At 63.9% G+C, this 26,996-nt stretch carries 20 protein-coding genes; 9 read left to right on the forward strand and 11 right to left on the reverse strand.

Annotation, left to right across the window (positions count from 1 at the left end):
• The first annotated feature begins 5 nt into the window (after positions 1–5).
• Together shc and IVB45_RS11585 are read left to right on the forward strand one after the other, a co-directional pair.
• Positions 6–1,973, forward strand: a complete 1,968-nt coding sequence (gene shc / locus IVB45_RS11580; protein ID WP_247359917.1) for a squalene--hopene cyclase — start codon at positions 6–8, stop codon at positions 1,971–1,973.
• Positions 1,970–2,719, forward strand: coding sequence for a phosphorylase (locus IVB45_RS11585; RefSeq protein ID WP_247359916.1), 750 nt, complete (start codon positions 1,970–1,972; stop codon positions 2,717–2,719). The genes shc and IVB45_RS11585 overlap by 4 nt, the downstream gene beginning before the upstream one ends.
• A 170-nt stretch (positions 2,720–2,889) precedes the next feature.
• On the opposite strand, the gene hpnH is transcribed toward IVB45_RS11585, so the two are convergent.
• Together hpnH and ispH are read right to left on the reverse strand one after the other, a co-directional pair.
• Positions 2,890–4,050, reverse strand: a complete 1,161-nt coding sequence (gene hpnH, locus IVB45_RS11590; RefSeq protein ID WP_027569013.1) for an adenosyl-hopene transferase HpnH — start codon at positions 4,048–4,050, stop codon at positions 2,890–2,892.
• Between the two features lie 35 nt (positions 4,051–4,085).
• Complete coding sequence (ispH, locus tag IVB45_RS11595) at positions 4,086–5,012, reverse strand: 4-hydroxy-3-methylbut-2-enyl diphosphate reductase (RefSeq protein ID WP_027516858.1); 927 nt, start codon at positions 5,010–5,012, stop codon at positions 4,086–4,088.
• 460 nt (positions 5,013–5,472) lie between these two features.
• Here ispH and IVB45_RS11600 point away from each other — a divergent pair, with 460 nt between their 5' ends.
• On the forward strand, positions 5,473–8,061 hold the full coding sequence (locus IVB45_RS11600; protein WP_247359915.1) for an MMPL family transporter: 2,589 nt from the start codon (positions 5,473–5,475) through the stop codon (positions 8,059–8,061).
• Here IVB45_RS11600 and IVB45_RS11605 read toward each other — a convergent pair.
• Positions 8,029–8,661, reverse strand: a complete 633-nt coding sequence (locus tag IVB45_RS11605) for a DUF2147 domain-containing protein (protein WP_247359914.1) — start codon at positions 8,659–8,661, stop codon at positions 8,029–8,031. The genes IVB45_RS11600 and IVB45_RS11605 overlap by 33 nt on opposite strands.
• A gap of 141 nt (positions 8,662–8,802) precedes the next feature.
• On the opposite strand from IVB45_RS11605, the gene hpnO reads away from it, so the two are divergent.
• Together hpnO and IVB45_RS11615 are read left to right on the forward strand one after the other, a co-directional pair.
• Positions 8,803–10,194: an aminobacteriohopanetriol synthase HpnO gene (hpnO, locus tag IVB45_RS11610; RefSeq protein ID WP_247359913.1), complete on the forward strand. Its 1,392-nt coding sequence runs from the start codon at positions 8,803–8,805 to the stop codon at positions 10,192–10,194.
• Between the two features lie 115 nt (positions 10,195–10,309).
• Complete coding sequence (locus tag IVB45_RS11615) at positions 10,310–10,714, forward strand: GFA family protein (RefSeq protein WP_247359912.1); 405 nt, start codon at positions 10,310–10,312, stop codon at positions 10,712–10,714.
• A gap of 15 nt (positions 10,715–10,729) precedes the next feature.
• On the opposite strand, the gene IVB45_RS11620 is transcribed toward IVB45_RS11615, so the two are convergent.
• The 5 genes from IVB45_RS11620 to IVB45_RS11640 all read right to left on the reverse strand — a co-directional run bounded on the left by IVB45_RS11620 (position 10,730) and on the right by IVB45_RS11640 (position 15,304).
• The gene (locus tag IVB45_RS11620) at positions 10,730–11,491 is read right to left on the reverse strand and encodes an anti-sigma factor (RefSeq protein WP_027569017.1); all 762 of its coding nucleotides are present in this window, start codon (positions 11,489–11,491) and stop codon (positions 10,730–10,732) included.
• The gene (locus IVB45_RS11625; RefSeq protein WP_247359911.1) at positions 11,488–12,036 is read right to left on the reverse strand and encodes a sigma-70 family RNA polymerase sigma factor; all 549 of its coding nucleotides are present in this window, start codon (positions 12,034–12,036) and stop codon (positions 11,488–11,490) included. The genes IVB45_RS11620 and IVB45_RS11625 overlap by 4 nt, the downstream gene beginning before the upstream one ends.
• Before the next feature lie 157 nt (positions 12,037–12,193).
• Positions 12,194–12,529: a cupredoxin family copper-binding protein gene (locus tag IVB45_RS11630; RefSeq protein ID WP_027569019.1), complete on the reverse strand. Its 336-nt coding sequence runs from the start codon at positions 12,527–12,529 to the stop codon at positions 12,194–12,196.
• Positions 12,530–12,552: 23 nt separating this feature from the next.
• Positions 12,553–13,497 carry a metallophosphoesterase gene (locus IVB45_RS11635; protein WP_027569020.1) on the reverse strand — a complete coding sequence of 315 codons (945 nt, stop codon included), beginning with the start codon at positions 13,495–13,497 and terminating at the stop codon, positions 12,553–12,555.
• A 187-nt stretch (positions 13,498–13,684) separates the two neighbouring features.
• Positions 13,685–15,304, reverse strand: a complete 1,620-nt coding sequence (locus IVB45_RS11640; protein WP_247359910.1) for a GMC family oxidoreductase N-terminal domain-containing protein — start codon at positions 15,302–15,304, stop codon at positions 13,685–13,687.
• A 200-nt stretch (positions 15,305–15,504) separates the two neighbouring features.
• Here IVB45_RS11640 and IVB45_RS11645 point away from each other — a divergent pair, with 200 nt between their 5' ends.
• A complete protein-coding gene (locus tag IVB45_RS11645; protein WP_027569022.1) occupies positions 15,505–16,677 on the forward strand; it encodes a M20 aminoacylase family protein in 1,173 nt (390 codons plus the stop codon).
• 75 nt (positions 16,678–16,752) lie between these two features.
• On the opposite strand, the gene IVB45_RS11650 is transcribed toward IVB45_RS11645, so the two are convergent.
• The 3 genes from IVB45_RS11650 to IVB45_RS11660 all read right to left on the reverse strand — a co-directional run bounded on the left by IVB45_RS11650 (position 16,753) and on the right by IVB45_RS11660 (position 21,158).
• The gene (locus tag IVB45_RS11650; protein ID WP_247359909.1) at positions 16,753–18,381 is read right to left on the reverse strand and encodes an inorganic phosphate transporter; all 1,629 of its coding nucleotides are present in this window, start codon (positions 18,379–18,381) and stop codon (positions 16,753–16,755) included.
• A 99-nt stretch (positions 18,382–18,480) separates the two neighbouring features.
• On the reverse strand, positions 18,481–19,923 hold the full coding sequence (locus IVB45_RS11655; protein ID WP_247359908.1) for a UdgX family uracil-DNA binding protein: 1,443 nt from the start codon (positions 19,921–19,923) through the stop codon (positions 18,481–18,483).
• Positions 19,923–21,158 (reverse strand): putative DNA modification/repair radical SAM protein, encoded by a 1,236-nt coding sequence (locus IVB45_RS11660; RefSeq protein ID WP_247359907.1) that lies wholly within the window; start codon positions 21,156–21,158, stop codon positions 19,923–19,925. The genes IVB45_RS11655 and IVB45_RS11660 overlap by 1 nt, the downstream gene beginning before the upstream one ends.
• Before the next feature lie 163 nt (positions 21,159–21,321).
• Between IVB45_RS11660 and IVB45_RS11665 the strand changes: the two genes are divergently transcribed.
• Genes IVB45_RS11665 through IVB45_RS11675 form a run of 3 tightly spaced genes read left to right on the forward strand, consistent with a single transcriptional unit; the run spans position 21,322 to position 26,964 of the window.
• Entirely contained in the window at positions 21,322–22,110 is a 789-nt protein-coding gene (locus IVB45_RS11665) for a DNA repair protein (protein ID WP_247359906.1), read from the forward strand.
• A complete protein-coding gene (locus tag IVB45_RS11670; RefSeq protein ID WP_247359905.1) occupies positions 22,007–23,599 on the forward strand; it encodes a DNA polymerase Y family protein in 1,593 nt (530 codons plus the stop codon). The genes IVB45_RS11665 and IVB45_RS11670 overlap by 104 nt, the downstream gene beginning before the upstream one ends.
• Entirely contained in the window at positions 23,596–26,964 is a 3,369-nt protein-coding gene (locus tag IVB45_RS11675; protein WP_247359904.1) for an error-prone DNA polymerase, read from the forward strand. The genes IVB45_RS11670 and IVB45_RS11675 overlap by 4 nt, the downstream gene beginning before the upstream one ends.
• Positions 26,965–26,996: the final 32 nt, after the last annotated feature.

The following is a 26,996-nucleotide window of genomic DNA, read 5'->3' on the forward strand; positions in this document are numbered from 1 at the left end:
GCGAGATGGATTCCGTGAACGCGACCAGCCGCGAAGCCCAAGAATTCAGGAACTTGGAATCGAGCATTGCGTCGGCCACCCAAGGCGTCCTCGGCTTCCAGCAACCCGACGGCCATTGGGTGTTCGAGCTCGAGGCCGATGGCACGATTCCGGCCGAATACGTCCTGCTGCGCCATTATCTCGCCGAGCCGGTTGATTCCGTGCTCGAAGCCAAGATCGCCAATTATCTTCGCCGCGTGCAGGGCGCCCATGGCGGCTGGTCGCTGGTGCATGACGGCGAGTTCGACATGAGCGCCAGCGTCAAGGCATATTTCGCGCTGAAAATGATCGGGGATTCCATCGACGCGCCGCACATGGTGCGTGCGCGCGAGGCGATCCATTCCCGCGGCGGCGCCATTCACAGCAATGTCTTCACGCGCTTCATGCTTGCGATGTTTGGCGTCGTGACCTGGCGCGCGGTACCGGTGCTGCCGATCGAGATCGTGCTGCTGCCGTTCTGGTCGCCGTTCCACATCAACAAGATCTCCTACTGGGCGCGCACCACCATGGTGCCGCTGATGGTCATCGCCGCGCTGAAGCCACGGGCGAAGAATCCCAAGGGCGTCGGCATCGACGAGCTGTTCCTGCAGGATCCGCGCTCAATCGGCATGACCGCCAAGGCGCCGCACCAGAGCATGGCCTGGTTCGTGCTGTTCCGCGCGCTCGACGGCATTTTGCGCGTGGTCGAGCCGATGTTTCCCAAGAGCCTGCGCAAGCGCGCCATCGACGCCGCGCTCGCCTTCACCGAGGAGCGGCTGAACGGCGAGGACGGCATGGGCGCGATCTATCCGCCGATGGCCAACATCGTCATGATGTACGACGCGCTCGGCAAGGACGAGAACTTCCCGCCGCGCGCGATCACGCGCCGGGGTATCGACAAGCTGCTCGTGATCAAGGACGACGAAGCCTATTGCCAGCCCTGCGTCTCGCCGGTGTGGGACACGACGCTGACCGCCCACGCGCTGCTCGAAGCCGGCGGCGACAAGGCGGTGCCGGCGGCCAAGCAGGGTCTCGACTGGCTGATGCCGAAGCAGGAGCTCGAGGTGAAGGGCGACTGGGCGGTGAAGCGGCCCGACGTGCGCCCGGGCGGCTGGGCCTTCCAGTACAACAATGCCCATTATCCCGATCTCGACGACACCGCGGTGGTCGTGATGTCGATGGACCGGATGCGCCGGGAGCACGGTGCGACCGGCTATGACGCCGCGATGGACCGTGCCCGGGAGTGGATCGAAGGCATGCAAAGCGACGACGGCGGCTGGGCCGCCTTCGACGTCAACAATCTCGAATATTACCTGAACAACATCCCGTTCTCGGACCATGGCGCGCTGCTCGACCCGCCGACCGAGGACGTCACCGCGCGCTGCATCTCGATGCTGGCCCAGCTCGGCGAGACCGCGAAGACCAGCAAGCACGTCGCGGACGGGATCGCCTACCTCCGCAAGACCCAGCACCCCGAAGGGTCCTGGTACGGCCGCTGGGGCATGAACTTCATCTACGGAACCTGGTCGGTGCTGTGCGCCCTCAACATGGCCGGCGTCCGCCACGACGATCCGATGATGCGCAAGGCGGCCGGCTGGCTGGCCTCGATCCAGAACCAGGACGGCGGCTGGGGCGAGGATGCCGTCAGCTACCGGCTGGACTACCAGGGCTGGGAGGCTGCTCCCTCGACCGCCTCGCAAACGGCATGGGCCTTGCTTGCCCTTATGGCTGCTGGCGAGGTTGATCACCCGGCCGTCGCCCGCGGGGTGGAGTACCTGATTGCAACACAGAACAAAAAAGGACTGTGGGACGAACAGCGGTACACCGCCACAGGCTTTCCCCGTGTATTCTATCTACGGTACCATGGTTACCCGAAGTTCTTCCCGCTGTGGGCGTTGGCGCGGTATCGGAACTTGCGGAACACCAACAGCAGGGTGGTAGGGGTCGGAATGTGACTTTGGGGACGGGGGACTATCTTACCGCGGGTCAAACCGTTGATCCGCGGCCGATATTGATCGTGACTGGACTGGTTCAGGAGGCCCGAATCGCGGCCGGGCCCGGCATGGCGGTCATTTGCTCATCGAGCAGCCCGACCCAGTTGCGGGCGCTGTTGACGGTGCTGGATCCCGAGACGATTCGCGGTGTGATCTCCTTTGGCGTGGCCGGCGGGCTCGACCCGACGCTGCGCTCCGGCGACGTCGTGCTGGCGACCGAGGTGCTCGCGGGCGACACCCGCTGGGCCGCTGGCCTCTCGCTCGGCGACGACCTGATCGACCGCCTGACGTCCGGACGCCGCCGCGTGGTGCGCGGCAGCCTCGCCGGTGCCGAGGAAGTGGTCACGGGGCGGTCCTGCAAGGCGGCGCTGCATTCGGAGACGGGAGCGGCCGCCGTCGACATGGAAAGCCACATCGCGGCCGCCTACGCCGCCGAGGCCGGCTTGCCGTTCGCCGCGGTCCGCGTCATCAGCGATCCCGCCCATCGCGCGCTGCCGGCGCTCGCCCGCGCCGCGATCAAGCCGAACGGCCAGATCGACGTGCTGGCCGTGCTGCGCGGCATCGCGCGCAACCCGACCGCGCTGCATGGACTGGTCTCGACCGGCCTCGACTTCAACCGCGCGCTGCGCTCACTTCGCGGCTGCCGCGACTTCCTGATCGGCACCGAGCTGGTCGAGAGCGAGGCCCTGGTCTCAGAGGCAGCCTGAGCCGGTTCTGCGATCATTAAAAACCAAAAGGCCCGGTCGCCATTGGCGATCGGGCCTTTTCTGTTTCAGTGTGCGTCACTCGGATGGAGCGGAGCGCAATCCGACGACTTCAACGCGGAGGACCGTCCCGGATTTCGCTTGCGCTCCATCCGGGCTACAGGGCATCGCGCTTACGCGGCGGTCGAAGCCTTCCGTGCCGCCTTCTCCTGCGCGGCGGCGGCCTCGTCCTTGCGGATCTCCGACAGGCGCTTCTGCACTTCCGCCGAGAAGATGTACTGCGCCGGGCGCTGCTTGCTCATGTCGATCTCGGGGGCCATCGGACCCGTGGTCCTGACGCCACGCAGCGACACCCACATCGCCTTCAGCGGGTTGTTGATGGCTGCGGTCGCCGCCGTCGGCTCGTAGCCGCAATGGGCCATGCAGTCGGCGCACTTCTCGTACTTGCCGGTGCCGTAGGTTTCCCAATCGGTGGTGTCCATCAGCTCCTTGAAGGTCTTCGCATAGCCTTCACCGAGCAGATAGCAGGGCTTCTGCCAGCCGAAGATGTTGCGCGCGGGCATGCCCCAGGGCGTGCACTCGTATTCCTGGTTGCCGGCGAGGAAGTCCAGGAACAGGCCGGAATGCATGAAATTCCACTTCTTGCCCTTGCCCATCGCGAAGACGTCGCGGAACAGCTTCTTGGTCTTGGTGCGGTTGAGGAAGTGCTCCTGGTCGGGCGCGCGCTCATAGGCGTAGCCGGGCGACATCGAGACGCCGACACCGAGCTCGACGGTGAGGTCGAGGAATTTCGCGATCTCCTCGGCCGGATGGCCGTCGAAGATGGTGGCGTTGACGTTGACGGTGAAGCCGCGGGCCTTGGCCGCCTTGATCGCGGAGACGGCGCGGTCGAACACGCCCTTCTGCGACACGGCCTTGTCGTGGTGCTCCTTCAGGCCGTCGAGATGCACGGAGAAGAACAGATAGGGCGAAGGCTCGAACAGATCGAGCTTCTTCTCGAGCAACAGCGCGTTGGTGCAGAGCGAGACGAACTTCTTGCGCGCGACGAGGCCGCGCACGATCTCGCCGATCTCCTTGTGGATCAGCGGCTCGCCGCCGGGAATGGCGACCATCGGCGCGCCGCACTCGTCGGCCGCGTCCCAGCACTCCTGTGCGGTCATGCGGCGGTTGAGGATCGCGTCCGGATAGTCGATCTTGCCGCAGCCGACGCAGGCGAGGTTGCAGCGAAACAGCGGTTCCAGCATCAGCACGAGCGGATAGCGCTTGCGGCCAAGCAGCTTCTGCTTGATCAAATAGCCGCCGATACGCATTTCCTTGAAGAAGGGGATAGCCATCACAAGTTTCTTTCTGGGCTTGAAATTCGGGTGGGTCAGCTCGCAGCCAGTTGGGCCGGAAGCCGGAATTCGATGTTTTCCTCGCGGCCCGGAAGCACCGAGACCTTGACCGGTCCGATCCGCCGCATCGCTTCGATCACGTCATCCACGAGTACCTCGGGCGCCGAAGCGCCGGCCGTGACGCCGACGATCCTGGCATCTTTCAACCACTCCGGATTGAGCGCGCTGCCGTCGGCAATCAGATAACTCGCGACACCGGCCTCAGTGCCGATTTCGCGGAGCCGGTTCGAATTCGAGCTATTGGCAGCGCCCACCACCAAGATCACGTCGACCAGCTTGCTCAAGTCCCTTACCGCAGATTGGCGGTTCTGTGTCGCATAGCAGATATCCCGGATATCCGGGCCTTGAATATCTGTAAAGCGGGCTTGCAGGGCCGAAATGATGTCTTTTGTGTCATCCACCGACAGGGTGGTCTGGGTGATATAGGCCACTGGCGTATCCGCCGGCAGCTCAAGGGCCTTAACCTCTTCAACGCTTTGGACCAGCAGTACGGGGGCGGGAACCTGGCCCATCGTACCCTCGACCTCGGGGTGGCCGGCATGGCCGATCAGGATCAGGGTGCGGCCCCTGGCGATGTAGCGCTTCCCCTGATTGTGAACTTTCGTGACTAGGGGGCAGGTGGCATTGAGCACCGGAAGGTCGCGCGCAGCGGCCTCTTCCTCGACGCTCCGGGCGACGCCATGGGCGCTGAAGACCGTCACGGCCTTGGGTGGCACCTCCGACAGCTCCTCGACGAAGATCGCACCTTTGTTTTTCAGGCTCTCGACGACGTACTTGTTGTGCACGATCTCATGGCGCACGTAGACGGGCGGGCCGTACTTCTCCAGCGCCCGTTCCACGATCTCGATCGCACGCACCACTCCCGCGCAAAAGCCGCGCGGTTGCGCCAGATAAACTTCCATTGGACGCCCATCACGCAAGTTGCACCAATCCGCTCTCAAGTTCAGGGGACACCCCGATACGAACCAATGAGTTGCAATATCCGCACCATCGGTTCGCGCACGCGGTAGCCGCCCACCCCTGCCGGGGCCCCAGTGCATGGAGGCGCAGTACTTTGTGTCAAAAAATCGGCAGTAAGGAAAGGTGGAATGAACTTTGGTTCCGTGCCGGATCAGTTTCGCGGTATTATAGTAGAGAATGCCCGTGGCAGCAAAGTGGCGACATTTGTGCGCATGCTTCGTCACTTTCCCGCCTCAACTCCTCGGCTATACCGACGGCCCGCATGATTTTGCCATGGTCTTCCGCCGTTTACCTCGAACCTTCTGACGGCGATAACCACTCAAAACAGCAATAGGTTTCGGCCGGGAACTCCGTTAAACAGCGGGCGTTTCCGGCAAGCTGTTAACCGCAGAAAGAAAAGTAGTGCTGCAAAGCGTCGTCGTTGCCATCGTCAGGGCCTGCACCCGGTTTGCCTCCCTCGTCGTCGTTCTCGGGCTCCTGCTGGCGGTGGGGGCGGGCTATTACACGTCCCAACATTTCGCCATCAACACCGACATCAACTCGCTGATTGCCCAAAATCTGGACTGGCGCCAACGCGACCAGCAGTTCGATCGCGCCTTCGACCGCGATGCGACGATTACGGCGGTGGTCGAAGCCAAGACGCCGGAGATGGCGACCGCGGCGTCGGACGCGCTGTATGCCAAGCTGAAGGACAACAAGACCGAATTCCAGTCGATGCAGCAGCTCGGCACCGGCGAGTTCTTCGAAAAGAATGGTCTGTTGTTCCTGCCGACAGAGGAAGTCGCCAAGGTCACCGGCCAGTTCGAATCCGCCGCGCCGCTGATCGAGATCATGGCGGGCGATCCCTCGATCCGTGGCCTGACCGGCGCGCTGGAAACAGGACTTGCCGGCGTCAAGCGCGGGCAGGTCAAGCTCGACAACACCGAACGGCCCTTCAACCAGATCGCGCAAACGGTCGAGACCGTGCTCAACAAGGGCAATGCGACGTTCTCCTGGCGCCAGCTCGTCAGTGACGAGCCGCTGACGGATTCGGACAAGCGCGCCTTCATCGAGTTCAAGCCGATCCTCGACTACAACGCGCTGGAGCCCGGCAAGGGCGCCACCGACGCGATCCGCAAGGCCGCAGCCGATCTGGAATTTGCCACCAAATACCAGGCGCGGGTCCGGCTGACTGGACCGGTCCCGATCGCCAACGAGGAATATGCAACCGTCCAGGAAGGCGCCGTCGTCAACGGCATCGGCACGGTTCTCGTCGTGCTGCTCATCCTGTGGCTGGCGCTGCATTCGGCGAAGATCATCTTCGCGGTGTTCGTCAATCTCTTCGTAGGTCTTGCGCTGACAACCGCCGCCGGCCTGATGATGGTGGGCTCGCTCAATTTGCTGTCGATCGCGTTCGCCGTGCTGTTCGTCGGCCTCGGCGTCGATTTCGGCATTCAGTACAGCGTCCGCTATCGCTCCGAGCGCTACAAACACAACGATCTCTCGGGGGCGCTGATCCTCGCTGCCAAGCGCTCGGCTATTCCGTTATCGCTGGCGGCAATGGCGACCGCGGCCGGCTTCCTCTGCTTCATCCCCACCGACTACAAGGGAATCGCCGAACTCGGCCAGATCGCCGGCGTCGGCATGCTGGTCGCGTTCCTCACCAGCATCACCGTGCTCCCGGCGATGCTGAAGCTGTTGAACCCGCCCGGTGAGAAAGAGCCGGTCGGCTATGCCTTCCTGGCGCCGCTCGATCACTTCCTGGAGAAGCACCGCGTGCTGGTCGTCGGTGGCACGATGTTTCTGGCGGTCGCCGGCCTGCCGCTGCTCTATTTCATGAAGTTCGACTTCAACCCGATGAACCTGCGCAACCCGAAGGCAGAGTCGATCGCGACCTTCCTCGATTTGCGCAAGGATCCCAACACCGGCGCCAATGCCATCAACGTGATGACCACGTCGGAAGAACAGGCAAAGCAGGTGGAGGCAAAGCTGGAGAAGGTGCCGGAGGTGTTGCGCGTGATGTCGCTCAACAGCTTCGTTCCTGAAGACCAGCCGCCGAAGCTGAAGCTGCTCGCGCAGGGCGCCAAGGTGCTGAACCCAGCGCTCAATCCCGACCAGATCGACGCCGCGCCGTCGGACAAGGAAAACGTCGATGCGCTGAAATCCTCGGTCGACAATCTGCGCCGGACCGCAGGCGATGCGAAGGGCCCGGGAGCGGTCGCCTCGCGTCGGCTCGCGGACGCGCTGGAAAAGCTCGCCAATGGCGACGAGGCCACGCGGAACAAGGCGCAGGACGTGTTCGTCGCGCCGATGAAGATTGTGTTCGACCAGCTCCGGAACGCGATGCAGGCCGAGCCGGTCACCCTGAAGTCATTGCCGGCAGATCTCGTCAGCGCCTGGAAGAGCAAGGACGGCATCATCCGCGTCGAGGCGCTGCCGAAGGGCGATCCCAACGACAACGACACGCTGCGCAAATTTGCGGCGGCGGTACTCGTTGCCGAGCCGACCGCGATCGGCGGTCCGGTCTCGATCCTGAAATCCGGCGACACCGTGGTGAAGGCGTTCATCCATGCCGGAATCTATGCGCTGCTGGTGATCGGCCTGTTGCTGTGGGTCACGCTGCGCCGGTTCGTCGACGTGCTGATGACGCTGGTGCCGCTGCTGGTGGCCGGCGCGGTGACGCTCGAGATCTGCGTGCTGATCGGCTTGCCGCTCAACTTCGCCAATATCGTTGCGTTCCCGCTGCTGCTCGGCGTCGGCGTGGCCTTCAAGATCTACTATGTCGTGGCCTGGCGCTCGGGCAGGACAAACCTGCTCCAGACCAGCCTGACGCGCGCGATCTTTTTCAGCGCGCTGACAACGGCGACCGCGTTCGGCAGCCTTTGGCTGTCGAGCCATCCCGGCACGTCCAGCATGGGCAAGCTGCTCGCGCTGTCGCTGGTGACGACGCTTGCCGCCGTGCTGCTGTTTCAGCCCGCCCTAATGGGCAAACCCCGCAATCTCAGGGAGTAGGCAGATGTCGCCGACCTGGTCGGCGGCGCCCTTCTGACCGGGTTTGGCGGTGCCGGTGGCCTTCGGGGCTGCGGGCGCAGCCTGCGCCGCTGTAGCGCCGGTCGTTGCCGGGGCTTTCGGCGCCGCGCCGGTGGGCTTCGGCGCGCCCTTGGCCATGGCGTTGGCGGGGCTCAAGGGAATCGGGGGACTGACCCGGGTCCAAGTCTCGCCACCGCACAGGAACCCCATCACGCAGCCCTTGATCTCGAGCTGGTCGGTGCCAACCGGCGTGATGGTCGCGCTGTAGAGCTGGCCGTCCTTGGCGTTGTAGACCTGACCTTCCCATTGATCGGCGCTGGGCTTCTTCTTCATGTCGATCAGGGTCGCCATGCCCAGCGTGGGCCGGGTCTTTTTCGACGCGTCCGGATTGTTCTCGTCGCGGCCGCCGGGCTGTTTTTCCCAGGAAACCGCGCCCCACATGCTGCCATTGCATTGGGCGACACGAATGTTGGCGACACCGTCGGCAACCCGCCAGTCGCCGGTCGGATCGGCCGCGAGCGCCGGGTTCAGGCAGGTGTAACCGCCAGCCAGTATTAGTCCGGTGTAAAGGGCTAAACGCATGATAGTTCCTTGGCAGTGCAACATGGTCTAAAGCTCTGCTTGCGAAGATGGTCCGAAAAAGGGCAAAAGGCCGCACAGACCGTTTTCAGCGACGTTCCGTTTTCAGTTGACGAGACGGCCCTCAACCGAAGTATGTAGCGGATGCACAGCCCAAATCCAGACATGTCTCAGCTGTTCGCGGACCGCCAGGCCCAGCGCAGCGCCCTGCATAATCGGCATCTGAACGAGCAGTTCGTTCGGGTCCTGAAGACCATCGGCTACGATGTCGGCTTCCAGAAGGGGCAGGGACAGTACCTCTACGACCGCGACGGGGCGCGCTATCTCGACCTCTTGTCCGGTTTTGGCGTGTTTGCGATCGGGCGCAATCATCCGGTCATGCGCGAGGCGCTCAAGAGCGTGCTCGATGCCGACCTGCCCAACCTTGTCCAGTTCGACGTCTCGGTGCTTGCCGGCGTGCTTGCCGAGCGGCTTTTGAAGTACGTCCCCTATCTCGACAAGGCGTTCTTCGCCAATTCCGGCGCCGAATGCGTCGAAGCGGCGATCAAGTTCGCCCGCGGCGCCACCGGCCGTCCGGGCATCGTCTATTGTGCCCACGGCTATCACGGCCTGACCTATGGCGCGCTGTCGCTGACGGGTGATTCGAACTTTCGCACCGGCTTCGAGCCGCTGCTGCCGGGCTGCACCTCGATCCCGTTCAACGATCTCGCCGCGCTCGAAAAGGCGCTGGCCTCGCGCGAGGTAGCCGCCTTCGTCGTCGAGCCGATCCAGGGCAAGGGCGTCAACATGCCCACCGACGAGTTCCTGCCGGGTGCGTCCGCGCTCTGCAAGAAATACGGCACGCTGTTCGTCGCCGACGAGATCCAGACCGGCATGGGCCGCACCGGCCGCTTCCTCGCGGTCGAGCACTGGAATGTCGAGCCCGACATGGTGCTGCTGTCGAAGTCGCTGTCCGGCGGCCATGTGCCGGTCGGCGCGGTGCTGACGCGCAAGAGCATCTTCGACAAGATCTTCAACCAGATGGACCGTGCAGTCGTGCACGGCTCGACTTTCTCCAAGAACGACCTGGCGATGGCCGCGGGCATCGCCACGCTCGACGTCATGGAGTCCGAGAAGCTGATCGAGTCCGCCGCCAAGCGCGGTGCCGAGCTGCGCCTCGCGCTCACGCGCATGGTGCCCGGCTACGAGCTGTTGAAGGAAGTCCGCGGCAAGGGCCTGATGATCGGCGTCGAGTTCGGTCCGCCGAAATCGCTGCGGCTGCGGGCGTCCTGGAACGTGCTGGAGGCGGCCAACAAGGGCCTGTTCTGCCAGCTCATCACCGTGCCGCTGTTCAAGGACCACAAGATCCTCACGCAGGTTGCCGGCCACGGCAGCCACACCATCAAGCTTCTGCCGCCGCTCACCATCACCGAGGAAGATTGCGGCTGGATCGAGCGCGCCTTCGACGACGTCATCGCCGGCAGCCACAAGGTCCCCGGCGCGATCTGGTCGCTCGGCAAGACGCTGGTGGACAACGCGGTGAGGCGATCGGCGTAAGGCCTGTGCTGCGGCCTGATGTCGCGACGTGCGACCTGCTGAAGCAGTCCGTCTCCCGAAATTCCAAATCGACGCTTATTTTCCGGCATTGACCTGACCGGGAGAGGAGTGGGCGATGCCTTTGACTGGGGGCTGTCATTGCGGCGCGATCCGCTACGAAGTCAACGGCGACATGATGGTGCACGCGCTCTGCCATTGCGCGGATTGCCGCCGCCACTCCGGGGCACCGATGGTCGGCTGGGCGATGTATTCGCTCAAGGCCGTCAAAGTCGTGCGCGGTCAGCCGAAGATCTATCAATCATCCGAACATGGACGACGTCACTTCTGTGCCGATTGCGGCACTGGGCTGTTCTACATCAACGAAAACCTGATGCCCGATATCATCGATATCCAGAGCGGGACCTATGATGACCCCGATGCCGTTCCGGCGACGATGCACATTCAGGTCGCCGAGCGGATTGGCTGGATGGAGCGGGCTCACGAACTGCCCGTCTTCGAACGATTTCCTCCGCTCGAATGACTGGATGCGCAGAGGCTAACCCTTCATCGCCGCCTCGAACTTGTCGACGAATTCGGCAAGCTCGTCGGGGGCGAGATCGCTGACGGCCCAGAAGTTCAGGCCGCGATTGCCCCAGCGCCGGCAGTTGAAGCCCTGCATGGTTTCGGTCTTGGGCGCGCGGTATTCCGCGTTCGATGTCTGCGACACGAACAAATTCACCACGTGCTGCCGGCGCTTGTAGACGACCGCACCGATGGCGCGGGCGTCGATATAGTCGAGCCGCCCTCCCACCAGCGTAAACCCTTGTGCGGTGAGGTCGATCACGGGCGGGGCGACGTCGAGCTTGCCGTTGAACCACGGCTTCACCGTGTGCTGGTCGGTCGAGACCACGTCGATGAGGTGGCCGGCCTGGAGCGAGCGCAGATGCGCGGAGACGACCTCCGACAGGATGCGCTGCTGGTCGTCCTGGCGCAGCACCAATGCAACGACGCCGGAGGCGGCGAGCGCGGAGACTGCCGAGCCCATCGCAAAGCCGCGCAGCACAGAGCGGCGGCTCGGCTGTTGACGCTGCGGCTGCGGCTGCGGCAGCGAAGCCTCGATACGCGCACGCAGGCTCGCCGGTGCGGTGTAGCGCAAATCGGCGTCCGCGAGCACGCGCTGCATGTCGCGTTGGGCCGAAAGCTCCGCAGCGCAGGCCGGGCAGCTCGCGATATGGGCTTCGACCTCGCGCGCATGGCCGGCATCGAGCTCGTTGTCGAGCAGCGCGTGAAGCAGGATTCTTGCTTCGTCGCAGGTCATCTTGCTTGCTCCTCATCCGCCGTCCAGGCCGCGCGCAGCATGGCGCGAGCGCGGGCGAGGCGGGACATCACGGTGCCGACGGGCGCGCCGACGGCCTCGGCGACTTCGCGATAGGACAGGTTGTTGATCTCGCGCAGCACGAATGTTTCCTTGAACGGCTCGGCGAGCGCGTCGATCAGCTTGCGGATCGCGCCCGCATCGCGGCTGCGCAGCACTTCGGTTTCGGGGCTAGCCTCGGTCTCCTGCCAGATCGGCGTCTGCTCGGCAGCGCCGGGCGTATCGTCGATCGCGCTGTGCCTGTGCGCGCGCCGTGCATATTCGGCATTGCAGACGTTACGCAGGATCGCGAACAGCCAGGGCTTCATCGCCGGTCCGCGATAGCTGTCGAAATGCTTCAGCGCGCGCAGATAGCACTCCTGCACCGCGTCCTCGGCATCGGAGGCATCACGCAAGAGATAGCGCGCGAGGGTGTAGACGTCGTCGAGATAGGGCAGCGCCGCCTCGCGGAAGCGTTGCGCCTTCTGCAAATCGTCGTTGTCGGGCATCGCTCCTCGCTTTGCCTCTTGTTCTGATCGTTGCTTCGTCTCGTCGTTGCTCGTTTCGTCCCTGTTCGTTTCGTCCCTGTGTGTGACCGAAGGCACACGAGCCCGGCCGGCGTGGGACCACCGGCCGGGCAAGACGTTGATGCCTTGGTTCGAGACGTTACTCAACCTTGATCATCCCCGTCATGTGCGGGTGCAGAGAACAAAAATATTTGTAGTCGCCCGCATTGGTGAAGGTGAACGAGAACTTGTCGTCAGTGTCCAGGGTCTTGGATCTGAACTTCCCGGCCGACACAACGGTATGGGGGATGTCGTCCCGGTTGGTCCAGGTCACGGTGGTGCCGACCTTGATCTTGAGCTCGGCCGGCTGGAAGACGAAATTGTCGATATGCACCTCCATGTCGTCGGCACGGGCGGTTGTGGCGGGTACCAGCATGGCCGCGGCCCAAGCGAGACCGAAGGCGACACCGAAGTCGCGGCGATTGAGAGTCTTCATTGTCAGCTTCCGTTCGCCCTGCATCAACCCTGGAGCGGCGTGTCGATGATCGCGAGCCGCTGCTCATTCTGCTTGAAGTTGATGCTGGCAACGCCGAGCATCGCGCGGAGCTTTGCGTCCTCGACCTTCATCGGTCCGGGCGAGGGGGCAGCTCCCGGCGCCGGCTGCGGAAAGGCGGTGGAGCGTGCGGTGTGGAAGGTGACGTTGCCTTCGACCTTCTGCATCACCTGGTGAATGTGGCCGTTCAGCACGGTGACTGAACCAAAGCCCTTCACCTGTTCCAGCGCGCGGGCGCCGTCCTCAGTGCCCCAGCCCCATTCGGGGTAGACGGTCCAGAGCGGGATGTGGGCGAACAGCACGATCGGCGTCGATTTCGACTTGCCGCGCAGATCGTCCTCGAGCCAGGCGAGCTGCTCGGCACCGAGATTGCCGAGGCCTCCGGCCTTGAGGTCGACGACATTGACGAGGCCGATGAAGTGCACGCCGCCGGCGTCGAACGAATACCAGCCTGCGCCCTTGGTACCGCGGCCGTAGCGCTCGCGATAGAACTTCACGTCCTCGTCGAGGAAGTCATGCTCGCCGGGCACGTAATGCACGTCGAGCTTGCTCTGCGAGATGATGCGATCGGCATTGTCGAACTCGGCGGCCTTGGAGAGATGCGTAATGTCGCCAGTGTGGATCATGAAGGACGGCTTGACCGGCATCGCGTTGATCTTGTTGATGGCTTCCTCCAGCGTGCCGAGCGCGTTGGGATTGGCCGGCTTGTCGAAGCCGACATGGCTATCGCTGATCTGGAGGAAGGTCATTCCGGGCGCGGCCGCGGTCGCAGCTTGCGCGGAATCGATGATGCCGAGCGAGCGCGGGACGCCACCGGTGATGGTCCAGAGCACCCCGGTGCCGGCCCAGGTCATGCATTCCAACACCTTGCGGCGGCTTAAGCCGTCCTCGCCGTGATCGTGTCCGCTCATCGCGCAGCTCCACTTCGCCCGGAATTGGGCTTCGGGGAGGTGATTGGGGGAGCGGGGGTGTTATTCCCGAACGCGATGACGTTTTCGTGAGGTGGTTGGACGCGTAGCCCGTATGGAGCGTTGCGGAATACGGGACCAATCGAGCGTCCTCTCCCGGATTTCGCTACGCCCGATCAAGGCTACGCATTCACTTCGCATCCTCCAAAATCATCGCCGCACCCTTCTCGGCGATCATCGCGGTCGGCGTGTTGGTATTGCCTGACGTGATGGTCGGCATGATCGAGGCATCGACAATGCGAAGGCCGCCGAGACCGTAGAAGTGCAGGCGTTCGTCGACCACCGCCATCGCATCGCTTGCCGCGCCCATCTTCGCGGTGCCGACGGGGTGGAAGATGGTGGTGCCGATGTCGCCGGCGGCCTTCGCGAGCGAGGCATCGTCGTCGCCGACCGCGGGGCCGGGCAGATATTCGCTCGGGCGATATTTTGCCAGCGCCTTCTGCTGCATCAGGCGGCGGGTGGTGCGGATGGCGTCGGCGCCGACCTGACGGTCATCATCCGTCGAAAGATAATTCGGCGCGATGATCGGCTTCTCGTCCGGCGTCGCCGAACGCAGACGTACGGTGCCGCGCGAGGTCGGCTGGAGATTGCAGGCGCTCACCGTGATCGCGGGGAAGCGGTGCAGGGGATCGCCGAACTTGTCGAGCGACAGCGGTTGCACGTGAAACTGGATGTTGGCGCGCGCGCGCGTCGCATCGGAGCGGGTGAAGATGCCGAGCTGCGACGGCGCCATGGTCAGCGGCCCGCGGCGGCGGAAGGCGTAGTCGAGGCCCATCAGGCCGCGTCGAACCAGATTGTAATAGGTCTCGTTCAGGGTGCGCACGCCCTCGACCTTGTAGATCGCGCGCTGCTGGAGATGGTCCTGCAGATTGCGGCCGACGCCGGGCTTATCCATCACGATGTCGATGCCGAGCGGTGACAGCCAGTCGGCAGGTCCGATGCCGGAGCGATGCAGCACCTGCGCCGAGCCGATCGCGCCTGCCGAGAGGACCACCTCGCGTTTCGCACGCGCCTCGAAGATCTCGCCATTCTGGATGAAGCGCACGCCGACGGCGCGACCCTGTTCGATGATCAGACGGTCGACCAGCACATGCTTTTCGAGCCGCAGGTTCGGGCGGTTCAATACCGGCTTGAGGAAGCCGCGCGCCGATGACCAGCGCCGGCCGCGCTTCTGATTGACGTGGAAATAGCTCGTGCCTTCGTTGTCGCCGGTATTGAAATCCGGGATGCGCTTGATGCCCATCTCCTCGGCCGCGTCGCCCACGGCATCAAGCACGTCCCAGGACAGCCGCGGCGCCTCGATGCGCCAGCCGCCGCCGGCGCCGTGATGCTCACTCGCGCCGAGGAAATGATCCTCGAGCCGTTTGAACAGCGGCAGCACGTCGTCGTAACCCCAGCCGGTCATGCCGAGCTGGCGCCAGTGATCGTAATCGGCGGCCTGTCCACGCATCGAGATCATGGCATTGATCGCCGAAGAGCCGCCGATCACCTTGCCACGGGGATAGGCGAGCGAGCGGCCGTTCAGCCCTGGCTCGGCCTCGGTCTTGAACATCCAGTCCGAGCGCGGATTGCCGATGGCGAAGAGATAGCCGACGGGAATGTGGAACCAGATCCAGTTGTCGTCGCCGCCGGCTTCGAGGACGAGGACGCGATTGCTGGAAACGGCGGACAGCCGGTTGGCAAGGATGCAGCCCGCCGTGCCGGCACCAACGACAATGTAGTCAAACTCACCTTCGAGCCGCCTTGGCATTCTGCTTCCACCCAACAGGCGTCATGCCCGGGCTTGTCCGGGGCATCCACGCGCTTTCCGTTCTAATAGTCAGACGTGGATGGCCGGGACAAGCCCGGCCATGATGAGAGGACAGAGCTACCCGGAGCCCCCGCCAGTTGGGTGGACTGGTGCTTGCATGGTAGACAGGCCTGCATTTTCAACAAAGCTTGAGACCCTCCATGCCCATCGTGAACCGCGTCGCCGACCTTCAACCCGATATTCAGGCCTGGCGCCGGGACATCCACCAGCATCCGGAGCTGCTCTATGACGTCCACCGCACCGCAGCATTCGTCGCGGACCGCCTGCGCGAATTCGGCTGCGATGAGGTCGTGACGGGCATCGGCCAGACCGGCGTGGTCGGCGTGATCAAGGGCAGCAAGCCGGCCGGCGAGGGCCTCAAGGCCATCGGCCTGCGTGCCGACATGGATGCGCTGCCGGTCGAGGAACAGACCAACCTGCCCTACGCTTCGAAGACCCCGGGCAAGATGCACGCCTGCGGCCATGACGGCCACACCGCGATGCTGCTCGGTGCTGCGCGATATCTCGCCGAGACCCGCAACTTCGCCGGCGATGCGGTGGTGATCTTCCAGCCGGCCGAGGAGGGTGGCGCCGGCGGCTTGGCCATGGTCAAGGACGGAATGATGGAGCGCTTCGGCATCGAGCAGGTCTACGGCATGCACAACGGCCCGGGCATTCCGGTGGGCTCGTTCGCGATCCGGCCGGGTCCGATCATGGCCGCGACCGACGAGGTCGATATCATGATCGAAGGCCTCGGCGGCCATGCCGCGCGTCCGCACAAATGTGTCGATTCAGTTCTGGTCGGCGCACAGGTGATCACGGCGCTGCAGTCGATCGTCGCGCGCAGCGTCGATCCGCTGGAATCGGCCGTGATCTCGATCTGCGAGTTCCACGCGGGCAATGCCCGCAACGTGATCCCGCAAACCGCGACACTGAGGGGCACCATCCGCACGCTGTCGCCGGAGGTGCGCAAGCTGGTCGAGAAGCGCGTGCACGAGGTCGTGGCGGGCGTGGCGCAGATCACCGGCGCCAAGATCGACCTGCGCTACCAGCGGAATTATCCCGTGGTGAACAACCACGCCGCGGAGACAGAGATTGCGCGTCGCATCGCGGGGCAAGTTGCGGGCGAGGCCAACGTGCTCGAGATGTCGCCGCTGATGGGCGGCGAGGATTTCGCCTATATGCTGGAGGCGCGCCCCGGCGCGTTCATCTTCTGCGGCAACGGCGACAGCGCCGGTCTGCATCACCCCGCCTACAATTTCGACGACGAGGCGATCGTCTACGGCACTTCGTACTGGGTCAAGCTGGTCGAGCAATCGCTCGCGGCGTCGTAAGGTCAAGCCGAAAGCACAAACGAAAAGGACCCGCGCATCGCACGGGTCCTTTGTCTTCGAGCGACGTGATCGGCTTCAGAAGATCCGCGAGAAGATCACGTACAGCGTGCCCGACAACAGGATAGCGACGGGCAAGGTCAGGACCCAAGCCATCACCATGTTCCTGATGGTGGCGATCTGGAGACCCGAACCGTTCGCGGCCATGGTGCCGGCGACGCCGGACGACAGCACGTGGGTGGTCGAGACCGGCAGCCCGAACACGTCGGCGGCGCCGATCGTGGCGGCGGCGACGAGCTCGGCGGAGGCACCCTGCGCGTAGGTGAGATGGGTCTTGCCGATCTTCTCGCCGACGGTGACGACGATGCGCTTCCAGCCGATCATGGTGCCGAGACCGAGCGCGATGGCGACCGCGACCTTCACCCAGGTCGGGATGAACTTGGTCGCGCTGTCGAGGCCGCCCTTGTAGGCGTTCAAGGTCGCGACCTCTTCCTTGCTAAGGTCATTTTCCTTGTCCTTCATCAGGAAGCGGATCGCTTCCGAGGTCAGGTACATGTCGTTGCGGGTGTTGCCGACGACTTCCGCCGGCACCTTGTTCAGCGAACCGTATTTCGCGACCTGCTCGCCGACATCCTTCACCAGCACTGACAGAGAAGGATAGGTGCCTTCGCTGATGTGATGCGAGGTGACGTACTGCGTCACCGCAGGACGGGGATCGCCGATGATCGCATGGCCGGCGCCCTTGGCCGCAACCACCTTGGAGGCGGCATCCGAGACCTTCGCGAACTGGGCGACTTGCGACTCCGGCAAGGCGCGGTTGAGCGCGTAGGCCGTGGGCACGGTGCCGATCAGGATCAGCATGATCAGGCCCATGCCCTTCTGGCCGTCGTTCGAACCGTGGGCGAAGCTGACACCGGTGCAGGTCAGGATCAGCAGGCCGCGAATCCAGATCGGCGGGGCTTTGTGACCCTCAGGGGCGGCATAGAGCGCCGGGTTCTTGACGATCAGCTTGAGCAGCAGCAGCAGGCCGGCGGCGCAGACGAAGCCAACCAGCGGCGACAGCAACAGCGCATAGCCGATCTCGGTGGCCTTGCCCCAGTCCACGCCCGAGGTACCGTCGCGGCCGCGCATCAGCGCGTTCGCGACGCCGACGCCGATGATCGAGCCGATCAGCGTGTGCGAGGAGGAGGCCGGCAGGCCGAAATACCAGGTGCCGAGGTTCCAAAGGATCGCGGCGATCAGCAGCGCGAACACCATCGCGAAGCCGGCGCTGGAGCCGACTTGCAGGATCAGCTCCACGGGCAGCAGCGAAACGATGCCGAAGGCGACCGCGCCGGAGGACATGAGCACGCCGAGGAAGTTGAAGAAGCCTGACCACATCACCGCGACTTCGGCCGGCAGCGAATGGGTGTAGATTACGGTCGCAACCGCGTTGGCGGTGTCGTGGAAGCCGTTGACGAATTCGAAGCCGAGCGCGATCAGGAGGGCGACGATAAGGAGGATATAGGGCAGGTAGCTCGTGACCCGCGTGCCGGTCGCATCGACATCCGAATAGATGCTGTAGGCCACATAGAGCAGGCCCGCGGCGAGGATGCCGAAGAACAGGATCAGTGTCAGCGGATTGAAGCCCTTGTCGAGATTTGGCCGCGAGGCCGGCTGGATCGGCGCGGGATCGGCTACCGCGCGATCGAATGCAACATCGGTCATGTCTGGACGCCCCTTAACTTTCTGTAAGGGCTATTGTCCCCGATGGATTTGAAGGCTGGATGACAGGACGGCACCTGAAAGGGGTTTTCCCGCCCGTATTCAGGCGGCGCGCGCGGCTTTCTTCTGCAAACCGGCGACGATCTTCAAATCTTCGACAAAGCGCTGATATTCCAGCACCTTGGCTTCCGGATCGGGCAACCGCAGCAGATAGGACGGGTGCACCGTAACCAGCGCCTTGTGACCGTCGGGAAGGTCGATCAGCCGGCCGCGGGTCTTGCCTACAGGGGTGATCTTGCCGAACACGCTCTGCGCGGCGGTCGCGCCCATTGCAACGATGAGATCGGGCTGGATGACGGAGACTTCCCGCTCAAACCACTGCCGGCAGGCTTTTATCTCCGGCGTATTCGGCTTCTGATGCAGGCGGATCTTGCCGCGCGGCACGAACTTGAAGTGTTTCACCGCGTTGGTGACATACACCTTCTTGCGGTCGACGCCGGCCTCCTGCAGTGCCCTGTCGAGCATCTGGCCGGCCGGACCGACGAAGGGATGGCCGGCGAGGTCTTCCTTGTCGCCGGGCTGCTCGCCGACCAGCATGATGTTGGCGGACTTCGGGCCTTCGCCGAACACGGTCTGAGTGGCGTCCTTGTAGAGATGGCAGGCGCGGCAGTGGGCGGCCTCCTCGCGGAGCGCTTCGAGATCGTCGGCAGCGGTCTTGCGTTTCATCGGAGCCTCCGGCCGCTTTTGAGGCTTGTGCGGATCGGTTGCGGCATTGGCGATCATGGCGCCGGTCATGCGCTCGGCGTCCTCAATCAAGGGCTTAATGATCGAAGCCTCGGGCAGGTTCCTCCAATATTTCTTCGGCATCTCGGCCTGCATCGCCTTCACCTTCAGGCGGGCCGGATTGAAGATGCTGGCGTAGTAGCGCCGCCAGGTTTCCTCCAGCCGGTCTTCGCTCGGTGCCTCGCTCTTGCTGACGCCTGATGTGAACGAGAGCGCGTGGCCATCCCAATGCGCGCATAAATCCGGCGTCAGGATCGACCAGGGCATGTCGGCAAAGCGCCGGGCGAAGAACGGCGCGGCGAGCTCGACGATATGATGCTCCGGCTCGAACCAGGCGACATAGTGTGCTTCGCGTTCCCTGCCGATCTCGCGGAAGCGCACGAAGGCGTGCATCTTGTGCTCGTCGCGGTAGACCGCCTTTGCCATGGCCGTGACTTGCGCGACATCGAGATCGGTCGCGACCTCGATGAGATCGTGATTGTCCTTCAGCCGAAACAGCAGGCGATAGAGGATCGCGAAACGCTCGGGATCGCGATGCAGGATCGCGGCCTTGGCGAACTCGACGAATTTTGCAGGCACGTTGAAGGTGCCGTCGCCAGCCGCCGGCAGCGGAGACGATGACGGCGTCGCGAACAGCTCCGCTTCGCCGCCCTGCACGGCCCAGATGACATCGGCCGGTTTCATTTGGTGAAGCACGAGGCTACGCGCGGCTTTACGCCAGCCATCGAAATCGGTTTCGTTCTCGAGGGTGATATATTGCATCAGAAGCCAAATCCCAGTTGCGTTGCCTTCGGCTTGAACCGTTCGATCAGCCGTGCCTCGTCGAGGCGGTGCGGCGCGGGACGGTGGTCGCTGAGGACGATGAACGGCAGCGCCTTGTTGCGGGGCACATGCAGCCGCGCGAGATCGGCAACGCGGATCGTGGTCGTGCGCCGCGTTGCGATGATGCGATCGACCGCCTTGGTGCCGAAGCCCGGCACGCGCAACAACTCCTCGCGGCTGGCGCGGTTGACGTCGAGCGGGAAGCAGTCGCGGTGGCGTAATGCCCAGGCGAGTTTTGGATCGATGTCGAGCGGCAGCATCGCACTGTCGTCGACGATCTCGCCGACGTCAAAACCGTAGAACCGCATCAGCCAGTCGGCCTGGTAGAGTCGGTGCTCGCGCAGCAAGGGCGGCGCGCGCAGAGGCAGCGCGCGGCTGGCATCGGGGATCGGGCTGAACGCGGAATAGTAGACGCGCCTCAGCCTGTATGAACCGTAGAGATTGGCGCTGGTGTGGAGGATGGTGTGGTCGGAGGCCGCGTCGGCGCCGACGATCATCTGCGTGCTTTGGCCGGCCGGCGCGAAGCGCTGCGGCTTGGCTTTCGTGTTCGCGTTGCGGCTTTCCTCGGCCTCGTCCAGCTTCAGCCGCAGCCGGCCCATGGTGCGGCGGATCGCGCGCACGTCCTTCTCGGGCGCGAATTGCTGCAGGCTCGTCTCCTGCGGCATCTCGATGTTGATGGAGAGACGGTCGGCATATTTGCCAGCCTCGGAGATCAATACATCGTCGGCCTCGGGGATCGTTTTGAGATGGATGTAGCCACGGAAGTGATGCTCCTCGCGCAGTTTGCGCGCGACGCTTACCACCTGCTCCATGGTGTAGTCGGGGTTGCGGATGATGCCGGAGGAGAGAAACAGTCCTTCGATGTAATTGCGCCGGTAGAAGTCGAGCGTCAGCTTGACGACTTCGTCGATCGTGAAGCGGGCACGCGGCACGTTGGAGGAGGCGCGGTTGACGCAATAGAGGCAGTCGTAATTGCAGGCGTTGGTCAGCAGCACCTTGAGCAGCGAGATGCAGCGGCCGTCCGGCGCGTAGGAATGGCAAATGCCCATGCCGGGCGCGGTCGATCCCATGCCCTTGCCGTCGCTGGAATCCCGTCTCTCGGTGCCGCTGGAGGCGCAGGACGCGTCGTACTTGGCGGCGTCCGCCAGGATTTCCAGCTTGCGTTGCACGTCCATATTGGAATCCCTTTGATTCAGCTGATGAATCCCGAAGAGTGCCAATTCGATTGACTCTCCAGGCGGCGTTAGCTTTATATTAGAACATACCATGAACAATTGAGCCAGCCGTTGGTTCTCTTTTTGAGAGCCACGGCAATCACCCCTTCAAGGAGCGGCGACCATGAGCGGCGCACGCATCAGCGCGCTTGCAGCCTTGCGCGGCCAGATCGAGCGCATCGAGACGGCGGAGGTCGTGCATCATCGCGACCGTGTCGCGCTCGGCCATCGCGAGGCCGACAACGCGCTAAAGGGCGGGCTCGCGCGCGCGGCAATCCACGAGGTATTTTGCGAGGGGCGTCAGGGCGCGGCCGCGACGGGCTTTGTCACCGGACTTGCGGGGCGGATGACGGCGCGAAAACCGCTGCTGTGGGTGCGGCAGGATTTTTCAGAAATTGAAACCGGTGCGCTGTCGATGAGCGGGCTCACCGAGATCGGTCTCGATCCGCGCCGCATGGTGATGGTGCGCGCCGCCGACGTGGAGAGTGCGTTGCGCACGTCGGCCGATGCGCTCGCCTGCGACGCGCTGGGTGCCGTCGTGCTCGAGCTCTGGGGCGAGACGAGGCAGTTCGATCTGGTGGCGAGCCGCAAGCTGACGCTGGCTGCGCAATCTTCCGGTGTCACCGGCCTGTTGCTGCGGATGGCCGCGCAACCTTTACCCTCAACCGCCGAGACCAGATGGATGCTGCGCGCGGCGCATTCGCCGCCGGGCGCGATGTGGAGCGCTTGGGGGGCGCCGCGTTTCGATGCCGAGCTCCTGCGCAATCGTCATGGCCCGTGCGGGCGGTGGATCATGGAATGGAAATGTGATGAGTGCCAGTTCTCTGAATCGTCGGCGTATCCTCAGCCTGTGGCTGCCGCGCCTGCCCATCGATCGGATCCAGCGGTTCTTCGGCAACGTCGGACTGCATGAAAATAATGCGCCCAGCATCGTCGTTGCCAAGGACAGCAACGCGTTGGTGATCCATGCGCTGCACGAGGCGGCCGAGCGCCTCGGTCTGCATATCGGCCAGCCTCTGGCCAATGCCCGGGCGATGTGTCCTGATTTAAAGGTGTTCGACGCCGATGCCGTGGCCGATGCCAAGACGATCGGCGACATCGCCGACTGGTGCGATCGTTTCACGCCGCTGGTGGCACTCGATCCGCCGCACGGGCTGTTCCTCGACATCACCGGCTGCGCGCATCTGTTCGGCGGCGAGGCTGCGCTGTTGCAAACCCTTGTCCGTGCCCTCGATCGCCAGGGCTTTGCCGTCAGCGCGGCGATCGCCGGCACCTCGGTCTGCGCGCGCACGCTGACGCGGCAATCTTCAAGGACCATCGTTGCCGATGGCGGGGAGGCGGCGGCAATCAGCCGGTTTCCGGTGTCAGCGCTTGGCGCGGGTGAGGCCATCAGCACCGGCCTGCGACGCGCCGGCCTGAAGACCATCGGCGATGTCGCCTCGCGCACGCCGAGCGAAATCACGGCGCGGTTCGGTGCGCGGTTCTCCACGCTGCTCGCGCATGCGCTGGGGCAGGGCGATGCGCCGATCAATCCACGAAAGCCGCTGCCCGATTACATCGTGGAGAAACGCTTTGCCGAGCCGATCGCGACCGACACCATGATCGCGATGACGCTGTCGCGCCTGGCGGACACGCTGATTGCGTCGATGGAGAAGCAGGGCAAGGGCGCGCGCCGCCTGGAAGCAGCCTTCTTCCGCACCGACGGCGCGGTGCGCGCGATTATGGTCGAGACCGGACGTCCCGTGACGCAAAGCAAAGTCATCGACCGGCTGTTCCGCGAGCGTCTCGATGCACTCGCCGATCCCCTCGATCCCGGCTTCGGCTTTGACATGGTGCGGCTGTCGGCAAGCCGCACCGAGATCGTGGTGCAGGAGCAGCGCGATCTCGACGCCCATGTCCACGACAATGACGAGCTTGCCGCGCTGATCGACCGCATCGCCGCGCGCATCGGCGGAAAGCGCGTCGTCGTGCATCTGCCTGAGGATACCCATATCCCCGAATGTGCGGTGCTGGCCGCACCGGCGCAGCATCATCTCGCCGTGGCCATGCAGGCCGAATGGCCCGCGCGCACCGAGACTGAGCCGCCGCTGCGTCCGTTGCGGCTGTTCGACAAGCCTGAGCCGATCAATGTGCCGTTTGCGACCGTGCCCGACGGGCCGCCGCATCAATTCACCTGGCGCCGCGCGCAGCATGTGGTGGTGCGGGTGGAAGGCCCCGAGCGCATCGCCATGGAATGGTGGCGGCAGGACGGCAAGCAACTGACGCGGGATTATTTCCGTATCGAAGATGCCGAAGGCTTGCGCTTCTGGATCTTTCGCGACGGTCTTTACGAGGGGGAGTGCTTCGACAGCGACGGCAAGCCTGTTCCTCCCGGCTGGTATGTGCACGGTCTCTTCGCATGAACACGCCCGCTTATGCCGAGATCGGCATCACCACGAATTTCTCCTTCCTGCGCGGCGGCTCGGATCCGCGCGCCTATGTGCACCAGGCCAGCAAGCTCGGCATTCCCGTGATCGGCATCGCCGACCACAACACGCTCGCTGGCGTAGTGCGCGCCTACAAGGAGCTCGACAATGACGAGGTGCTGCACAAGCCGAAGCTTTTGATTGGCACCCGCATCGTCTTCATCGACGGCACGCCCGATATCCTGGTCTATCCGCGTGACCGCGCCGCCTATGGCCGGCTGTGCCAGCTTCTCACCCGGGGCAAGCGCGGCGACGGTATCACGAGGATTGCGAAGGGCGAGTGCCATCTCACCTTCGCCGATCTCCTTGCGTTTTCCGAAGGCCAGCTCCTGATCTTGACGCTGCCGTATCGCTTCGATGCGGCGCAGACGCAGGACATCCTCGCCAAGCTGAAGGCAAGTCGTGCCGAGGGCGTGTGGCTGGCGGCGAGCCTGGTCTATCGTGGCGACGACCGCCGCCGCCTCGCGCAGCTCGATGATCTCGCCGCAAAAGCAAAAGTGCCGCTGCTTGCGACCAACGAGGTGCTCTATCACCACCCCGCGCGCCGTCCCCTCCAGGACGTGCTGACCTGCATCCGGGAGAAAACCACGATCGAGGCGGTCGGCCGGAAGCTGGAAGCCAATGCCGAGCGATTTCTGAAGACGCCCAGGGAGATGGCGCGGCTGTTCCGCGATTTCCCCGAAGCTATCGCGGAGACCATGCGCTTTGCGGACAAGATCACCTTCTCGCTCGATCAGCTCAAATATCAGTATCCGGATGAGCCGGTGCCGCCGGGAAAGACCGCGCAGGGGCATCTGGAGGATCTGACCTGGGCCGGTGTCGACAAATATTTCGGCGGCAAGATCGACGACAAGCTGCGCGCCACCCTGAAGAAAGAACTCGCACTGATCGCCGATCTGAAATACGCGCATTACTTCCTCACCGTGCACGACATCGTGCATTACGCCCGCAGCCAGAACATTTTGTGCCAGGGGCGGGGATCGGCGGCGAATTCGGCGGTCTGCTACGTGCTCGGCATCACCTCGGTCGACCCGACCAAGGTCGATCTGCTGTTCGAGCGCTTCATCTCCAAGGAGCGGCTGGAGCCGCCCGACATCGACGTCGATTTCGAGCATTCGCGGCGCGAGGAGGTGATGCAATATGTCTATCGCCGTTACGGCCGCCATCGCGCTGCGATCATCGCCACCGTCATTCATTATCGCCCGCGCAGCGCCATCCGCGACGTCGGCAAGGCGCTGGGCCTGACCGAGGACGTCACCGCGGCCCTCGCCGACACCGTCTGGGGAAGCTGGGGCAAGGGCCTCAACGACATGCAGGTCAGGCAGGCCGGCCTCGATCCGCAAAATTCAATGATCAACCTCGCAGTCGAGCTCGCGACCGAGCTGATCGAATTCCCCCGTCATCTGTCCCAGCATGTCGGCGGCTATGTGCTCACGCAGGACCGGCTCGACACCTATGTGCCGATCGGCAATGCCGCGATGGACGATCGCACCTTCATCGAATGGGACAAGGACGATGTCGACGCGCTCAGCATGATGAAAGTCGACGTGCTCGCGCTGGGCATGCTGACCTGCATCCGCAAGTGCTTTGATCTGATCGAGCAGCACAAGGGCGAACGCTGGATGCTGGCGAGCGTCCCGCAGGATGATTCCAAAGTCTACGACATGCTGTGCGACGGGGAGTCGCTCGGCGTATTCCAGGTCGAGAGCCGCGCGCAGATGAACATGCTGCCCCGGCTGAAGCCACGGACCTTCTACGATCTCGTCATCGAGGTCGCGATCGTGCGGCCGGGGCCGATCCAGGGTGACATGGTGCATCCGTATTTGCGGCGGCGGAACGGCTTGGAAAAAGTGAACTATCCATCGCCGTCACCGGAGCATGGCGACAAGGACGAGCTTTACAGAGTGCTGCACAAGACCCTCGGCGTGCCCTTGTTTCAGGAGCAGGCGATGCGGATCGCGATCGAGGCCGCGAAGTTCACGGCCGAGGAGGCCAACGGCCTGCGCCGTGCGATGGCAACGTTCCGCAATGTCGGCACCATCGGCAAGTTCGAAGACAAGATGATCGGCAACATGATCGCACGCGGTTATGCGCCGGATTTTGCCAGAAACTGTTTCGAACAGATCAAGGGCTTTGGCAGTTACGGCTTTCCGGAGAGCCATGCCGCAAGCTTCGCGCAGCTTGTCTATATTTCCTCATGGCTGAAGCATTATCACCCTGATGCATTCTGCTGCGGCCTCCTGAACTCGCAGCCGATGGGCTTTTACGCCCCGGCGCAGATCGTCAGCGACGCTCGCAAGAACGGCGTCGAGGTGCGCGATATCGATGTGTCCTACAGCTTTGCGCAGAACACGCTGGAAGAAGGAAGTGGCAAATATTGCGCCGTGCGCCTGGGCTTCCGCCAGATCGACGGTTTTCATTGGCTCGATGAGGATGAGGAAAGGCTGAAAAGAGGCGCGCCTCGGAATGAGTATGTGGAGAGAGCGCCCGACTGGGCCGACCGCATCGTCGCCGCGCGCAACCGCCGGCCCTTCACCTCGCTGGAAGATTTCGCCCGCGACACCGGTCTGCCCAAGCGCGCGCTGATCTTGCTCGCCGATGCCGACGCGTTCCGCTCGCTCGGGCTCGACCGCCGCGAGGCGCTGTGGCAGGTGCGGCGCCTGCCCGGCGATGTGCCGCTGCCGCTGTTCGAGGTGGCCACCGCACGCGAGCAGCCGGACGAGCACGCCAGGCCGTTGCCGGTGATGCCGCGGGCCGAACAGGTGGTCGCGGACTATCAGACCATTCGGTTATCGCTGAAGGGGCATCCGATGGAATTTTTGCGCGAGATGTTTTCGCGCGAGCGCATCGTCGCCTGCAAGGACATCAATCATGACAACGAGCGGCGCCGTGTCCGCTGTGCCGGCGTCGTGCTGGTACGGCAGCGGCCGGGCAGCGCCAGCGGCGTCGTGTTCATGACACTGGAGGACGAAACCGGCATCGCCAATGTCGTGGTGTGGCCGAAGATCATGGAGCAGTACCGGAAGGAGGTGATGGGCGCACGCCTCATCCTGGTCGAAGGCTATATCCAGAGCAGCCCCGAAAAGGTGACGCATCTGATCGCCCAGCGGATGATCGACCGTTCGCACGATCTGGTCGGCCTCGCCAACGACGCCCTCGGCCGCAAGCATCCGGTGCCGGCAGGCGCCACCGTGGTCGAACCGCTCAACGACGATCCCCGCGCCCACACCGATGCGCCCGCGCAAAAACTTCGCCACCCCCGCAACGTCCGCATCCTGCCGCCGTCGCGGGATTTCCATTGAGGAATGTAGAGCACTCTGCTGCCACACCGTCA

It is taken from the genome of Bradyrhizobium sp. 4 (assembly GCF_023100905.1).
Taxonomy (GTDB): Bacteria; Pseudomonadota; Alphaproteobacteria; order Rhizobiales; family Xanthobacteraceae; genus Bradyrhizobium.

Excerpts from the sequence above, each read along its gene's own strand:
- shc (WP_247359917.1), top strand. The coding sequence starts at position 6 with ATGGATTCCGTGAACGCGACCAGCCGCGAAGCCCAAGAATTCAGGAAC.
- hpnH (WP_027569013.1), bottom strand. The coding sequence starts at position 4,050 with ATGGCTATCCCCTTCTTCAAGGAAATGCGTATCGGCGGCTATTTGATC.
- ispH (WP_027516858.1), bottom strand. The coding sequence starts at position 5,012 with ATGGAAGTTTATCTGGCGCAACCGCGCGGCTTTTGCGCGGGAGTGGTG.
- IVB45_RS11605 (WP_247359914.1), bottom strand. The coding sequence starts at position 8,661 with ATGCGTTTAGCCCTTTACACCGGACTAATACTGGCTGGCGGTTACACC.
- hpnO (WP_247359913.1), top strand. The coding sequence starts at position 8,803 with ATGCACAGCCCAAATCCAGACATGTCTCAGCTGTTCGCGGACCGCCAG.
- IVB45_RS11615 (WP_247359912.1), top strand. The coding sequence starts at position 10,310 with ATGCCTTTGACTGGGGGCTGTCATTGCGGCGCGATCCGCTACGAAGTC.
- IVB45_RS11620 (WP_027569017.1), bottom strand. The coding sequence starts at position 11,491 with ATGACCTGCGACGAAGCAAGAATCCTGCTTCACGCGCTGCTCGACAAC.
- IVB45_RS11625 (WP_247359911.1), bottom strand. The coding sequence starts at position 12,036 with ATGCCCGACAACGACGATTTGCAGAAGGCGCAACGCTTCCGCGAGGCG.
- IVB45_RS11630 (WP_027569019.1), bottom strand. The coding sequence starts at position 12,529 with ATGAAGACTCTCAATCGCCGCGACTTCGGTGTCGCCTTCGGTCTCGCT.
- IVB45_RS11635 (WP_027569020.1), bottom strand. The coding sequence starts at position 13,497 with ATGAGCGGACACGATCACGGCGAGGACGGCTTAAGCCGCCGCAAGGTG.
- IVB45_RS11640 (WP_247359910.1), bottom strand. The coding sequence starts at position 15,304 with ATGCCAAGGCGGCTCGAAGGTGAGTTTGACTACATTGTCGTTGGTGCC.
- IVB45_RS11645 (WP_027569022.1), top strand. The coding sequence starts at position 15,505 with ATGCCCATCGTGAACCGCGTCGCCGACCTTCAACCCGATATTCAGGCC.
- IVB45_RS11650 (WP_247359909.1), bottom strand. The coding sequence starts at position 18,381 with ATGACCGATGTTGCATTCGATCGCGCGGTAGCCGATCCCGCGCCGATC.
- IVB45_RS11655 (WP_247359908.1), bottom strand. The coding sequence starts at position 19,923 with ATGCAATATATCACCCTCGAGAACGAAACCGATTTCGATGGCTGGCGT.
- IVB45_RS11660 (WP_247359907.1), bottom strand. The coding sequence starts at position 21,158 with ATGGACGTGCAACGCAAGCTGGAAATCCTGGCGGACGCCGCCAAGTAC.
- IVB45_RS11665 (WP_247359906.1), top strand. The coding sequence starts at position 21,322 with ATGAGCGGCGCACGCATCAGCGCGCTTGCAGCCTTGCGCGGCCAGATC.
- IVB45_RS11670 (WP_247359905.1), top strand. The coding sequence starts at position 22,007 with ATGAGTGCCAGTTCTCTGAATCGTCGGCGTATCCTCAGCCTGTGGCTG.
- IVB45_RS11675 (WP_247359904.1), top strand. The coding sequence starts at position 23,596 with ATGAACACGCCCGCTTATGCCGAGATCGGCATCACCACGAATTTCTCC.